The 14,477-nt window shown below is 35.6% G+C and carries 17 protein-coding genes; 11 read left to right on the top strand and 6 right to left on the bottom strand.

Translation table 11 applies throughout. From position 1 onward, the window contains the following. Positions 1-33: 33 nt before the first annotated feature. The 9 genes from ACJJVT_RS19450 to ACJJVT_RS19410 all read left to right on the top strand — a co-directional run bounded on the left by ACJJVT_RS19450 (position 34) and on the right by ACJJVT_RS19410 (position 6,826). Entirely contained in the window at positions 34-426 is a 393-nt protein-coding gene (locus ACJJVT_RS19450; protein ID WP_405400901.1) for an endonuclease domain-containing protein, read from the top strand. 165 nt (positions 427-591) lie between these two features. Beyond that, on the top strand, positions 592-816 hold the full coding sequence (locus ACJJVT_RS19445) for a hypothetical protein (protein ID WP_027066067.1): 225 nt from the start codon (positions 592-594) through the stop codon (positions 814-816). A gap of 481 nt (positions 817-1,297) precedes the next feature. Then, complete coding sequence (locus ACJJVT_RS19440; protein WP_405400900.1) at positions 1,298-2,113, top strand: pentapeptide repeat-containing protein; 816 nt, start codon at positions 1,298-1,300, stop codon at positions 2,111-2,113. Between the two features lie 4 nt (positions 2,114-2,117). After that, positions 2,118-2,741 (top strand): nucleotidyltransferase domain-containing protein, encoded by a 624-nt coding sequence (locus ACJJVT_RS19435; RefSeq protein ID WP_405400899.1) that lies wholly within the window; start codon positions 2,118-2,120, stop codon positions 2,739-2,741. Further along, entirely contained in the window at positions 2,738-3,028 is a 291-nt protein-coding gene (locus ACJJVT_RS19430) for a hypothetical protein (protein ID WP_405400898.1), read from the top strand. Before ACJJVT_RS19435 ends, ACJJVT_RS19430 begins: the two co-directional genes overlap by 4 nt. 166 nt (positions 3,029-3,194) lie before the next feature. Next, the gene (locus tag ACJJVT_RS19425) at positions 3,195-3,731 is read left to right on the top strand and encodes a hypothetical protein (RefSeq protein WP_405400896.1); all 537 of its coding nucleotides are present in this window, start codon (positions 3,195-3,197) and stop codon (positions 3,729-3,731) included. 666 nt (positions 3,732-4,397) lie between these two features. Beyond that, positions 4,398-5,615 carry an alginate lyase family protein gene (locus ACJJVT_RS19420; RefSeq protein WP_405400895.1) on the top strand — a complete coding sequence of 406 codons (1,218 nt, stop codon included), beginning with the start codon at positions 4,398-4,400 and terminating at the stop codon, positions 5,613-5,615. A 141-nt stretch (positions 5,616-5,756) separates the two neighbouring features. After that, the gene (locus ACJJVT_RS19415) at positions 5,757-6,260 is read left to right on the top strand and encodes a hypothetical protein (RefSeq protein ID WP_405400894.1); all 504 of its coding nucleotides are present in this window, start codon (positions 5,757-5,759) and stop codon (positions 6,258-6,260) included. A gap of 29 nt (positions 6,261-6,289) precedes the next feature. Beyond that, a complete protein-coding gene (locus ACJJVT_RS19410) occupies positions 6,290-6,826 on the top strand; it encodes a DinB family protein (RefSeq protein WP_405400893.1) in 537 nt (178 codons plus the stop codon). Between the two features lie 5 nt (positions 6,827-6,831). Here ACJJVT_RS19410 and ACJJVT_RS19405 read toward each other — a convergent pair whose 3' ends face one another. Next, positions 6,832-6,966: a hypothetical protein gene (locus tag ACJJVT_RS19405; protein ID WP_299800670.1), complete on the bottom strand. Its 135-nt coding sequence runs from the start codon at positions 6,964-6,966 to the stop codon at positions 6,832-6,834. Positions 6,967-7,145: 179 nt separating this feature from the next. On the opposite strand from ACJJVT_RS19405, the gene ACJJVT_RS19400 reads away from it, so the two are divergent. Beyond that, on the top strand, positions 7,146-8,384 hold the full coding sequence (locus ACJJVT_RS19400; RefSeq protein ID WP_405400892.1) for a DUF2130 domain-containing protein: 1,239 nt from the start codon (positions 7,146-7,148) through the stop codon (positions 8,382-8,384). 126 nt (positions 8,385-8,510) lie between these two features. On the opposite strand, the gene ACJJVT_RS19395 is transcribed toward ACJJVT_RS19400, so the two are convergent. After that, a complete protein-coding gene (locus tag ACJJVT_RS19395; RefSeq protein WP_073240507.1) occupies positions 8,511-8,705 on the bottom strand; it encodes a hypothetical protein in 195 nt (64 codons plus the stop codon). A gap of 284 nt (positions 8,706-8,989) precedes the next feature. Here ACJJVT_RS19395 and ACJJVT_RS19390 point away from each other — a divergent pair, with 284 nt between their 5' ends. Further along, the gene (locus tag ACJJVT_RS19390; protein WP_405400891.1) at positions 8,990-9,289 is read left to right on the top strand and encodes an immunity 53 family protein; all 300 of its coding nucleotides are present in this window, start codon (positions 8,990-8,992) and stop codon (positions 9,287-9,289) included. Between the two features lie 28 nt (positions 9,290-9,317). On the opposite strand, the gene ACJJVT_RS19385 is transcribed toward ACJJVT_RS19390, so the two are convergent. From ACJJVT_RS19385 to ACJJVT_RS19370, 4 genes are all read right to left on the bottom strand, one after another. Then, the gene (locus ACJJVT_RS19385) at positions 9,318-10,079 is read right to left on the bottom strand and encodes a LytR/AlgR family response regulator transcription factor (RefSeq protein ID WP_405400890.1); all 762 of its coding nucleotides are present in this window, start codon (positions 10,077-10,079) and stop codon (positions 9,318-9,320) included. After that, positions 10,076-11,110, bottom strand: coding sequence for a sensor histidine kinase (locus ACJJVT_RS19380; protein WP_405400889.1), 1,035 nt, complete (start codon positions 11,108-11,110; stop codon positions 10,076-10,078). Before ACJJVT_RS19380 ends, ACJJVT_RS19385 begins: the two co-directional genes overlap by 4 nt. Positions 11,111-11,231: 121 nt before the next feature. Then, entirely contained in the window at positions 11,232-11,615 is a 384-nt protein-coding gene (locus tag ACJJVT_RS19375) for a hypothetical protein (RefSeq protein ID WP_405400888.1), read from the bottom strand. A gap of 252 nt (positions 11,616-11,867) precedes the next feature. Then, complete coding sequence (locus ACJJVT_RS19370; RefSeq protein WP_405400887.1) at positions 11,868-14,183, bottom strand: glycoside hydrolase family 113; 2,316 nt, start codon at positions 14,181-14,183, stop codon at positions 11,868-11,870. Between the last annotated feature and the right edge of the window lie 294 nt (positions 14,184-14,477).

The raw sequence follows: 14,477 nt of genomic DNA, 5'->3' as shown, positions 1-14,477 counted from the left end.
AACCCTAAAGGGTGGATTTTCTACAATGGAGAAATGAAAAAAGATAAAGCAAACATATCTGGAATGCATCATGGAGCAACACCTTCGGTATTTAAAAATGCCGCAAAACTGAGAGCTTCTATGACCGAAGCAGAATGTATTTTATGGAATTATCTTAAAACTAAACCACAAGGTTTCAAGTTTAGAAGGCAACACCCTATTGCAGGTTATGTGCTAGATTTCTATTGTCATAAATTAAAGCTATCCATTGAAATTGATGGTGGCTATCATTTAAAACAAGAACAAATAGAAAAAGATAAAGAAAGAACGATGTACCTACAGGATATTGGTATTTCAGAAATTAGATTTACAAATAATCAAGTAATAAATGAATTTGAAGCGCTAATTGATCAAATTAACTCAAAATTGCGCGTGGGCACCCTTTAGGGTTGGGGCGAGCGGCTGGTATTATAAAAACGCAACTCCCCAATCACCAATAACAAAAACCTCCCCTCTCAAGAAGGGAATAGCCGTTGACTAAAAATGAATAATTGCATACCTATACCCTTTACCTCACTCAACACTGGTATCTTGCATAAATAAATTACCATTATGAAAATCAATTTATTGTCTTGTGATGCCCCAAGACCAGACAGAAGGGCTATTGCCAATTGTATTGTAGAGATATCAACTAACTGTAGTGCATCGCTAGCAAATGAACTTACCGATATACTTTTAGAAGGTGATGCCGTTGACATAGAATTGGATGATAAAAATACCGGTTCTGCATTACGTGCTTTGCGAAAGCTTAGTATTGATTATGAAATTATAGAATAAAACACCCACCCCTAGCCCCTCCCAAGAGGGGAACAGCTTATAATTATTATTCATCTTTTTAGATATATCAACACCGAACTGCGCAATGGCACCCTTTAGGGTCGGGGCGAGCGCTGGCATTATAAAAACGCAACTCCCCAACCACCAACAAACCCGCAAACAAAACGAAAACCTCCCCTCTTGGGAGGGGATTGAGGGGTGGGTGCTACGGTGTTCTAACTTAAACTACAAACGCAGCTCGTTATAATCTCTTTACACCTCTTTTATTTTTCTTACAGTTTTACGGAAACCCGTAAGAAAATATACCGTAAACTTCTTTATATTGCAGTTCCAAGTAAAGTACACTCCCCCTACCACTTTAGCTGAAAATATTTTATAATAGCAATTGCATATATACCTTACTATTTGCGAATATGTGTAATTGTACACATATACAATTGTTGTAACCAATTTGAGAAACACCAGTAATAGAATTAAAAATATGAGTAGTTTAAAGGAAAGTGGTAAGGAACATATTGTCGACAAAGTAATTGATGGGACTCTAACTGAAGTAAATTATCATAACAAATTGTTCATTCGTGTCGGCTCAAAAGCTGACACATACAAAAATGTTGATTTTAGCCATACCTATTTCGACAATTGCTATTTCCGGAATTGTGTTTTTGATTCCTGTAACTTCAATGGTTGTAAATTCATAAATTCAAATTTTGCTAGTTCAACGTTTTTAGGCTGTAAATTTGATTATGCTACTTTTCAAAACACTTTAGTTGATGAAGAAATTTTGGACACGGGATTTCCTGGTTATGACAATCTTAAATTAAAATTTGCAAGGTCATTAAGAACAAATTTTCAAGGTTTAGGAGACGCTGAATCTGCAAATAAAGCAATACAAATCGAACTAGAAGCAAGAGAATCTCATCTTAAAAAATCTTGGAAAAGCAACGAGGCATACTACCGAAATAAATATAAAGGTAAGAATAGATTCTTTGCTTATTTAAAATGGTTTAGGTTCAAAATGCAAGCATTTGTTTGGGGAAATGGAGAAAGCACTATAAAACTTCTTCGTTCAGGACTACTGTTATGGCTTTTGATGACAATTTATGACGTATTCAAATTTGGAAATTTAAATGAAATTTCAAGTTATTGGACTTCGTTTGTGAAAATGCCTCAAATATTTTTGAGTATCGAAAAGCCAGCAGATTATTCAGACGTTTACCTAAGTATAATTTACATAATTAGAATTATTGCATTTGGTCTATTTATGTCAATTTTACTAAAGAGATATAATAAAAGATAGACCAATGTATATTTATATTTTCGGGTCTATTTGTAGAGGAGAAATTGACAAACTGTCTGATGTTGACTTGTTAGCTATTATTGAAAATGGAGAAGACAATTCTAATTTCGACATAAATAAATTTTCTGTTTACACAGTAAAAAGACTAAAAGAAATGTGGCAAGAAGGAAATCCTTTTGCTTGGCATTTGTTTATTGAATCAAAGTTAGTTTTTAGTACTAATAAATCAAATTTGTTTAAAAAATGGGGTAAACCAAATTTATATTTAAACTCTAGGAGAGATTTGGAAAAATTTTCAAACTTATTTAATGATTCTGTAAAATCAATAAACGAATCTAACAGCTCAGTAATATTTGATTTATCAATGATTTTTTTAGCAATAAGGAATTTTGCATCTTGTTATTCATTAGGTCACTTAAAGGATTACAATTTCTCAAGATATTCCGCTTTACATTTAAAATCAAATAAACTTGAAATTTCAAGTGATACTTTTAAAGTATTAGAAAGAGCTCGCATATTATCAACCAGAGGAATAGGGAAATTAATCACACAAAAAGAAACTGAAATGGTTTTGTCGGAATTAGATATAATCAGAACTTGGTTTCAAAGAATTTTATTTAGTATATGAGCGAATTTAATAACAGAATAGAACTTCAAAGGGAAGTAATTAAGATTATCAACCAAAAAGGTTTAGATATTCAAATAACTGGTCTTTCAGATAGTGCAATTAAAAGATGGTTGTCGGATAATAAACTCGACAAAAATTCGGAACTAATAAAACTATTATATGAAATATCTTCAAAACTATTTTTCTTAGCTAACAAAAGTCAAGAACAAATTACTGATTCTTACAAAAAGTTGAGCGTTGAAGTATCTGACTTAGTAAATAAGCTAAGAATGAAAATATTGGAATAAAAACTGGTTACAACACCGTATAAAAATAATTGCGGTTTAGTGACAAAACAAAGGTCGTTGCGTGTTTGTAACATCTGATTTTCCTTCGGAAAATCCTCGCACACAAAACCGCACTATTCTTATACGTAACCGTTATATGCAACCACAAAAACCAATGCGACTTTAAATGAAATCAAAAAAAATTCCATTAGAACAGTTTTCATTCTTAACGAAAAACCTAGAGGACAATAATGAAGAATTTTTAGAACTTATTTCGTCTCACGTAGGACATCTTATTTTTGAATTTAATTTATTAGAAGAGAGACTTACATCATTTATTTGGTTGTTAATTAGTGAAAGAAGTGATTCAAAGGGAGTATTACTAACTCATAATATGACTTATTCTGCCAAAGTCGATTTGTTTAACAGGTATTCTTCATATATGCAAAACATTGTAGATAAAGAAGTATCAACTCACAAGAAAATGATTGAAGATTTGAAAGAATCTGGACGTTTAAGAAATATGGTTGTTCACGCAGAATGGAATTCAGTTGACCTAGAAGGTTTTGCGTTTACAAAATTTCGATTTAAAGAAAATGATATAATTCAAGAGTTTAATCAACTAGATGAAAATTCTTTGATAAAAATTAGAAATCTGATTATTGAAACACATAACTTATTTGATGAATATGAAGAGGAATATTCTGAACTATTTAGAAGATAAAAAGGCAGCATATAACACCGTATAAAAATAATTGCGGCTTAGTGCTTAATCAAAGGCAATTGCGTGTTTGCCTGCATCTGATTTTCCTTCGGAAAATCCTCGCATACAAACCCGCAACTATCCTTATACATAACCGTTACATAAAATCTATTTAAAAGCATCCCAATCAATTTCAAACCTGTCCCGTAAAACCTGTTCACCAAAACACACCCACTCAATAATTTCTCCCCATTTTACAGCAATATGATAGCAATTATCACTATTTTCAATAGCATCTTATTGAAAACAGCTATTTCTGTGCATTAATAGCATTTTTGGTATACGCTATAAGCATAAAGTAAGATGATAAATCTAATTAGATTGTTGATTACAATTTTCATTATAATCTTGCTATCGAAATTTACTTCATGAAAAAACATAAACTACTAAGCATTATCTCAATCATACTATCTATTACTGGACTAGCCTTAGCAATTTATGGACGAGAAAGCGAAGGTGAATCTGACGATTTGACTTTTTATGGAATGCTATTACTTGTCATTGCATTACTTGTCTCTGCCGTAAGCACTTATCTAAGAAAAAAGAAAGTATGAAGAAATGAATGCTTAACTTCATAAGTAACAGATATTAAGTATTGCTATAAAAACCTATTACCACTAAACTATTATGAGACAGTTTGCAATTACTATCATTTTCCTATTTTCATTCCTTTCAATCTTTCCTCAAAATAATAGCACCAATACCACACCATCTTTATTACTTGGTCAAGGTGATCAACTTCCTCGAATAAAAAAAGAGCTTGCAGCGGGTAATGCTGCTTTGGTGGCTGCTTTGAAAAAAATCGTTGAAGAAGCAGATGCTGCACTTGAGCAACCTATTGTAAATGTAGTAGCAGAAGGTGCTTTGCCACCAAGTGGCGACGCTCATGATTACTTCAGCTACAGCCCATATTGGTGGCCAGATGCTGAAAACCCTGATGGTCCTTACATTTGGCGTGACGGAGTTACCAACCCAGATCGCCGTACCTCTGATGTCTCTAGGCTTGAGGCAATGAACAAAGCGGTAACTTCTCTTGTTCCTGCTTGGTATTTCACGGGCGAAGAAAAGTATGCCGAACGTGCCGTGCAGCAAATTCGTGCTTGGTATTTAGATCCTGAAACTAGAATGAACCCTAATTTTCGCTATGGTCAAAAACGCCGTGGTCATGACTATAACAGTAGTGGTGGCATACTAGAATCTAACCGAATGGATTGGATGGTTGATTGTGCCATTCTGCTAGAGGACTTTTCTGGCTGGACAAATAAAGACCAAACCGAACTGCGTAAGTGGTTTGGCGAACTAGCTACCTGGATGGTGGAAAGTCCGGAAGGTATTGAAGAAGCTATGCAGCCTAATAACCATGGTGCTTGGTATAATCAGCATCTAATCCTCTTTTCGCTCTACGGTGAAAAACCTGATATTGCACGTGCCTTTCTTGAACGCATGCCTGCACGTATTTTTGGACAGGTTTTTATAGATGGTCGCCAACCGCAAGAACTTATTCGTACAAATGCATTAAGCTATAGTATTTACGGTGCACGGGCGCTAGTAGGTGTTGCCCGCCTTGGTCGCCATCTTGATTTTGACCTTTTTGCCTATCGCAGCACCGAAGGTAGAAGTATACGACTTGCCATAGATTACATTACACCTTTTATTCTGGGTGAAGAAGAATGGCCTGGCAGTCAAATTAGACCGCTGCGTACCGGAAGAGCTAACGAGTTATATTGGAATGCGGCCCTTGGATTTCAGGAGCGTGAATTTGCCAATATTCTGCATAAGTTACCGGGAGACCAATTACCATCACCCATAGTGCAGTTATTAGACCCATTGCCTGAAGGGTGGTAAATCTTGTTCTTTCTAAATAGTTAGGCGGCCTCTTTTTTATAGATATTGTAAATTACAGAGCATATACAGGGAATTAGCTTAATGAGTAGTCGCTTTTGAAAAATAGAATACATTAGTGGAGCATCTCAATATAATTTCGTTATGAAAAGAAACTTTATCTTCTTAGTATTTACCCTATTCTATTTAAGCGCTTATGCCCAAGACAGTTTCAACAAACTCCCACAAGCAGCAAAAATCAGCTGCCCAATGCTATTGATTGATGAGCATATCATCGCCAATAAAAATATTATCACTTCAAAGGAAGACATTGAAGAAATAGGCGTAATAAAAGATAAACCTAGTCGCGAAACGCATTTTTATAATCTTACGGCAAATGGTATTCTGTTTGCAAAATTAAAAAAGGAAATAGCCTCTAAAACACAAGCTGAGCTGAACACCTTTCTGGATTTGGATGAAAATAACCCTGTATATGTAAACGGTTATTTATTGGAACATGACACGTATACCATTGCTACAGAAAGTATTGCAGAAGTGGAACTGGTAGCCCCAAATAATGAAAATAACTTAACTGAAAAAGTCATCAATATTTGGACATTAACTCAAGAAGAACGTGAAAATGGCTGTGCATTGTCCCAAATGAAGTAAATTAGTTGTTCACCTCATCATCAATCATCATGAAAAAAACAATCACACTTATCACCTTCCTCTTATTTACAACAACTTGTCTTCTAGCCCAACAAGACAAATTCATTGAAGACTCCATAGAGCGATTAGAAAACTCACGCAAGTACTTATTACTAGTTGCCGATATGATGCCCGAAGAGAAGTATGGGTATAAAGCAACAGATGAGTCCCTGAGTTTTTCTGAGAATTTAATGCATATTGGGTATGCACTAGATTGGCACAGTCAGTCACTTATAGGCGACCGAGAAGCACGCGTATACCAAACGGACACCGTTTTTAAGCCTGCCAATAAAACAAAGGCAGAAATGATGGCTCGTATAGACCAAACGTTTACAGAAGCCATTGCCCTTTTACAAGATGTTGCACCTGAACAGTTAGATAATGAATTGGATTATTTTGGACTTACACGCTCCAAACGACAAATTTATATGCTATTGGCAGACCATATTACGCACCACAGGGCACAAATGCTGGTATCCATGCGATTAAATGGGCTGGTGCCGCCTAGGTATGTGTTGTATCAATAAGAAATTTACTCTTGCTTTTTCTTATCGTTCTTCATTAAATTTAGCACTATAAGTACAAGTCCTAAACATACGGCTGCGAAAATGGCTATAAGAATTACGCCATAGCTCCAATTAACAAGGGGTATCATCTGTGATATCATAGGTCGGTTATTTTAGAGTAACAAAAATATAATGAAGTTGCAAGGCATCATATGACAATTGTCAGTAAATCAAAATACTACGCTTATTACAAATTTTCATTTCATAAGAGTGCCGCCAAATATTGTAAGCTTGGTACGGGTTCTGTATTTTTATAGTTGAATTTGGTATGTTATAAATAATGGTAGATAAAATTAAGTGTCCTAATTGTGCGCATGAGTTTGATGTTGAAGAGGCGTTATCTGGTAAAATGCAGGCGCATTTTAAGGCAGAGTACGAGCGTAAGGTAGCGGAACAGGCAGAGATCTTTAATAAAGAGCGTAATAAACTGGCTCTAGAAGTAGAAGAGTTTGAGAAGAAAAAGGAGAAGGAAAACGAGCTTTTTAAAGAAAAACTTGCACAACGCCTTGCCAAAGAATCTGAAAAAATACAACTGCAGACCAATGAGTCTTTTGAGCAAAAGTTAAAAGCCCTGCAACAAGAGAACGAGAAAAAGAAAGAGGAAAACAGGGCATTACGTTCACAAGAAATAGATTTGCTTAAACGAGAGAACGAGCTTAAAGAAAAAGCAGAGGATCTAAAGCTGAACGTGCAAAAAGAATTGCTGGAGAAGCAGACAGAAATCGAAGAAAAAGCCAAAGCCAAAGAACGCGAGTCTATGGCGATGAAAGAGAAGGAATACCAAAAGCAGCTAGAAGACCAAAAGAAGCTTATTGATGAAATGAAGCGCAAGGCGGAGCAAGGTTCTATGCAAATGCAGGGCGAGGTGCAAGAATTAGCTTTAGAAGAGCTGTTACGTGCTACCTACCCTTTTGATGATATAGATGAAGTGGGCAAAGGCGTACGTGGTGCAGATTGCGTGCAAACGGTTATTAACTCGCTACAGCAAACCTGCGGCTCTATTGTATATGAGAGTAAGCGAACCAAGAATTTTAGTAACGACTGGATTAATAAATTAAAGCAAGATCAAATAAACTGCAAGGCAGATATTGCGGTGATTGTAACAGAAACTTTTCCACCAGATATGGAACGGTTTGGAGAGAAAAACGGCGTGTGGATCTGCGGATTCAACGAGGTAAAAAGTGTATCGCTTGTACTGCGTGAGTTGCTTTTAAAAACTCAATCTATTAAATCTTCGGACGAGAATAAAGGTGATAAGATGGAGCTGCTATATTCTTACCTTACCAGTAACGAGTTTGTACAGAACATTAATAGAATTATAGAGAACTACGATTCTATGATTAAGCAACTGAACTACGAAAAGAAAGCGGCGTTCAAGAATTTTGCAGTTCGTGAGAAGCAAATTTGGGGTGTACAAGAAAATATAAACGTACTCTTCGGTTCTATTAAAGGGATTGCGGGTAATGCGTTATCTACTTCGACCATTCTGGAATTACCGGATGCAGAGATAGATGATTAATAAGTTCGATAGTGGGTTAGTGAAATAGTTTGTTAGTGAGCTAGTTTGCTATTGAATTAATGGTTTTGCGCTGCGCGCTTTTTATTTTGCGTGATGCGTTTGGCGCATTGCGAAATACACGTTACCCTAAGTGCTCCTTGTTTTTGAATTTAGCTGAGCGATCATTTTTTCGACTTTGAACGATATCCAAATTAGGTAAATACATCCTGCGGCACTGTAAATATTACTACTTGAAGCATCTTTAAAATAAAAAACATTTAAAATAGTAGCAACCAAGCCTAAAACGCCAATAGTAAGTAAAAAATATTTTAAGAATTTCATAGTATATGATTTAATGTGTTTTTGCTAATGCCGTTCCAAATTTCTCGCCCAACTCAAAAAAATACCCGAACGCTAATAAGTTCATAATCAAAAATATAACCATGTGCCAATAATATGAAGTCTTTAATTTTTTCATCATAATGGGAATTATATATAGCAACTACTAATTGGTAGCTTATTGAACATATTTGTTACAGCATACGTTGAAATAAATTTTCAATCCCTCTAAAAACCTATATTAGCACATTACACAATTACGACTCAAGTTCACGAAAGCATAACACATGGATATTTTAGATTGGATACAAGATTGGTTTAAAGACAATTGTGATGGTGATTGGGAACATGGAGAGGTTATACAAATTACCAATATAGATAATCCTGGATGGGAGGTTGAAATTGACATTTCCAATACTTCTATTGCCTCTATGAACCTAGACTGGATTCTTAATGAAACCAGTAAACAGGATTGGTACGGAGTCAAAATTGCCAACCAAAAATTTACCGCCGCAGGTGACCCAGATAAACTGAAATTTTTATTGAACCTTTTTAAAGAGATGATCGATAAAATTGAAAATCAGTAGTGTAGGTTTCTTTTCTAGTAACGCTTAATCAAGAGCCTACCCAATTTTTAAATTCCGATGCTTTTGCCTTGCTCACTACTATACGCTCGCTACACACAGGGTGAACATCTACCAATAACTTACTATTAAAATGAAACTTAATAGCGGTTATAGCCTCTCTACGCACTATAAATTGTCTGTTTGCCCTATAGAACACTTCGGGGTCTAAAGATTCTTCTATGTCTTCTAATTTAATGTCGAGCACATACGAACGTTCCTGTACCGTTACAGCTTTTACAAGACCTGTATCAATAAAGAAATAGGCAATATCGGCTGTTTTTACCGGCAACAATTGGTCGCCCAGCCCTACTAAGAATGTTTGTTTAAAATTTGTGGGTTTGTGCTGAATGAGCTGCATTAAACTTTGCATTTGTTGCTCATCGATACCTTTTTGCTGATTTTGAGCTTCGAAACGATCTAAGGCATCTGACAATTCTTCTTGGTCTATCGGCTTCAATAAATAATCAATGCTGTTTACCTTAAATGCCTTTAATGCATATTGATCATATGCCGTAGTAAATATGATAGGTATGTTGATTTCTACCTGGTCAAAAATCTCGAAAGATATGCCGTCTGCCAAATGAATATCCATAAACACCAAAACACCTTCATGTGGCTTTGAAAAATATGCTACGGTAGCCTTTACGGTATCTAAAACTGCTACAACCTCTATTGCAGGGTTGATCTTCGTTAGCAGATATGTTAGGTTATCGCTTGCAGCAAGTTCATCTTCTACTAGTATTACTTTCATGCTGGTTGCTTTAAAGGTAATTCTACTTTAAAAATATCATTTTCGGTACTTACCAGTACTTCTTTTTTCAATAAAAGAGAATACCGCTTCTTCAAATTATAGAGTCCGGTTCCCATACCCTCTGCCAATGTACTACGGTTTCGAATGGGGTTTTCTACAACTAATGATTCTCCGTTAGAGTATACTTTTACGGTCAATGGGTTGGTCGATGAAATTTCGTTATGCTTCACCGAATTTTCTACCAATGACTGCAATGCCAATGGCGGAATTTTCATATCCATAAATTCTTCATCGATATTTACGTCTATCTCAATACGATCTCTATACCGGGTTTTCATCAAGAAGGTATAACAATCTAAAAACTTCAACTCTTCTTTTGTTGAAACCAAGTTAGTTTCGCCACTCTGCAATATATAGCGATACATATACGACAGCTTATTTACGAACTTGGTGGCATTTTCATTATCTCTAATTAAGGACGATAAAGAATTTAGCGAATTGAACAAAAAGTGAGGATCGATCTGGTTTTTTAATGCCGCGAGTTCATTCTCTAAATTCTGCTGTTTTAACTGTTCGTTCTCTATTCTACTCTCTTGCTTATCGGTACTTACACGTAACAATCGCGCAATAAAAAATAATACTGTAGCTAAATTTATAAATGTAAAATTGATCCATCCTTCTTCACGAGATTCTAAAACCCTACCATTTATAAGCGGGTAGCACAGCTTAATTACATTAATTACCATAAATAACACCACAACGTTAATAATTAAAATAACAATCCATTTTAAAAATGGAGGCCATTTAAAACTATCGTAATCAATGTTGGCATTGAGCTGTATAACAGACCAAGAGAAACAAAAGAAGAATAGGTAACGGTATAGAAAATCTGTTACCCAAGACATAGAGAAATCTAAATTCCCCTCCATAATACCATTATATAAATAAATGGTTTTAGGTAATGATACCAGAATACCTAACAATAGCGCTGTCTTTATTACCTCGCCCTGTTTTACTTTTGTTAATGTCATGTAACTTCTTTTCTAATCGGTATCTCTCAAATATACCTTAATAAACGTTTGTAACCGTAACCCACGAAAAGTTGGTCTTCACCCAAGCGAAGACCAACTTAATTTAAACTACATTAACTTCTTAAAGTGCATAGGCATTGAACTCTGTTGGCAAATATGCTGCGGTATCAAAACCTAAATCTACTATTTCTTCGTTTTCAAATATTTCAAAATCTTCCGCTGTTAATTCTGTACCTGCATAGGCATTAAAATCTATTGGCAAATATTCAAAGGCATCGAAACCTAAGTTGATTTCTTCATTGATTTCTATCACTTGAATGTCACTGGCGTTTAATTCGTCCATCTTTAAAGATGCCTCTAATTGTGCTTCTAAATCGATAACACAATCATCGAAAATCGCGGTGATTTCAGCCTTTTCGGTTTCTTTATTTTTTTCTATTCCTATAAATGACATAAAGGTGACGGCCACGATGACCACTGCAGATAAAATTTTAATGTTTTTCATTATGTATGTTTTTAAGTTTTTAGAATTGTTTTTTTCTATGGTACAAAGGTATTGCGTAATATGACTAACGAATGGTATTACTAACCCAACCGTCTATAATGCCATCTAAAACAACCTTAGACTATTATGAAGTTTTTCTGTTGGATTACAATAGGATAAAAAGCGGAAATATTTTAGGATAAATAGAAAACCACACACGGCAAATCAGACACATACAAACTGATTTTACTCTATTCAAAACCCAGATACATTTTATTTGGTGAACCAATCGCGCACCGATTCTTCTGCCAATTTGTTATTGGGTGTAAAAGCACTGTTATGCTCACCTCGGTATTCGATGTAGCTGGGGAATTTCCACCACAGTATACCTTGACACCAAGGTTCGTCTTGTATGCCTTCAAAAATGATTTCGTAAGATCTGCGCTGTGCTTCTTCGTTAATGGTATCGTCTGCCTCAGCATGCGGATTCTTCCATGGGGTTTCAACACTTCTAAAGCCTATTTCAGTAAATACAATGGGCTTTTTAAAATGATCGTAGACCTTTTTAATTTTCGTCTTTACCGTATCGAACTGCAGACTTAATTCTTCGTTCGTAGGATTGTCTTTTTTACTCAATGGGTAATAAGAGTTTAAACCAATAAAATCTAAATCGTCCCAAAACTCAATTTTCTCAAATTCGGCTCCCCAATTCGCAGCATAGGTCAGTTGCCCAGAATACAGTGCTCGGGTTTTCTTAATCATCGCACGCCAAGCATCGGGTTGTGACAATGTAGCTTTGGTGAACTCCACTCCAATACATAAGGCATCCATCTCATGAATTTCTGCTAAAAATGCGTAGTGGCGAATCCACCGGTAATAGTAATCATGAAACTTGTCCCATTGCGCATCTGTAGGCATATCTATACCACCTGGCCAGCTACCACCAACATATATTTGAGGTTTTAATAACGTATACATACCCATATCACTTGCCATAGAAACGGCATGCACAACAGCATCATCATTCTCACTACCGGCATTATCACTAAAATGTAAGGGCGTAGGTGTATTTATATCGTTAATGCCAGTATATGGTACAATTGCCATGGCATTACTGCCCATATTCTTTTGCTTCAATAAAGATTCCGTGGCTTTTTGAGAACCATAGCCATTGTAAATACTATAGCCTTCATGTGCAAAATTGAAACCTTTTAAGTAGGGTAATTTTTTCTTTTCCGTTTTTTTCTTCGGATGTGCTTTTGGTAATCCCATTAAATAATTCTGCCACTTTACTTCCAGGGTTTTTATTTCCCCTTCAGAGATTGATGCATTTTTGTAACGTTTTAGGTACGTATCTTTTCCCCAGGTTGTAATTAGAAAATCGGTAAATGCCCCTGCCATACAATCTCTAATAAGTGATGATTCCATCTCCATAAAAGAATTATCTAACAGTTCTGCTATTGTAAACGTATTCTCAGATTCTACCAATCTTGCCGCCCAATATTGGTAGCCTTTCATTTGCCAGGTTTCTGTAAAATAAATTGGCAGACCTAATGTAATTATATTCTTATCACTCTTACCAATAAGGTTGTGCAGTACCAAGGCATTATCTCTACCGATGTTATTATTGTCATAGATTTTATTGACAATTGTATGTACCGAATTTGTAACTGTATCAAAAGTAGAGTGATCGGTATTCCCCGTCATCAAACCCTTCTCTTCTGTACAAGTATAAAAATTATAAGTAATTTTTGGTACACTATTACCATGTACAAAATCGACAATGGTTGCTTTTGATGCCATAACCTTGGCTTGCCAAGTAGCAACATCTGCTGGTTCAATAGCTTTTTGGTGGTTTATAAATTTAAAATCATCCGTATCTAACAAAACTCTGGTACCCGTGGCAAAATTGAAAAATGTAGATCCTTCAATTCCCCAATTGGTATTGAAATCACCCATGACCAATCGCTCTTTATTCACATACACCTCATATTCTAAATTCTGGCGGTAGAACGACTGACCTCGTTCAGCTACTTTTTCCGCAAATAATGAAAATACTTCTTGTGCATCTGTACCAGTTAAAAAACTAAAAGGTATTTTAGGATCTGTGGGATTCGGATAAAAACAGACTCCCAATATAGAATTGTTATTGGGTACTTCTTTCGCCCCTATTTTTATTTCTGAGTGTGAAACCTGAAAAGGGGTATCACCCATGTATTTTTTTATCAGCGGATTCTCATCTACGGCACCTACCAAAAAAACAATGCTATTGCTCAATGATTCTTTGCTTACCTCAGCAACATTTTGGTAACTGACCTTTACACTGCGCCAAGATTTGGAAACCTCCTTTAAAGAAAGCTCATGAAGAATATTTTTATATTGCTGTTGCAATGCAGTATCTTTTGCACCATATACCACTAAAATCTCCCGTTTATCAAAGAAACTTCTGCGAAGATCCCTACGCGTGGCAACTGAATCTACAGTAGCGGGAATGTCATTATTTTCAGCTACCGGAAAGTATTCTGCACCGGCAAAACCAACGATACCAACAATAACAAATAACACAACAAAGAGATATTTCTTTTTCATATATGCAACAATGAACAAACTATCGTTTAAGATAACAAAACTGCAAAACCTACCTCTGTTTAAGGTGCTATTTAACTTTTAAAAAGGGTTTATGTAATAGCGTATTCCAAACCTGTTCTCTATATATTTTTGAAAATAGGCCATGCTCCTTTCAAAAACACTTGAACTGACAATGCGTTTCCGATTCATCTATTCTTCTTTGTCTATCTCAAATGTCACTTCGAGTGAATTTCAAGGCACGAAGAAATATGTATCGAGAAGCTCGCGTGCTCCAGACCTATTCTCGATACATTT

Source organism: Maribacter sp. Asnod2-G09 (genome assembly GCF_045063795.1).
In the GTDB taxonomy this organism is placed as follows: Bacteria; Bacteroidota; Bacteroidia; order Flavobacteriales; family Flavobacteriaceae; genus Maribacter.
This window is presented reverse-complemented; position numbering and strand designations above follow the sequence as displayed.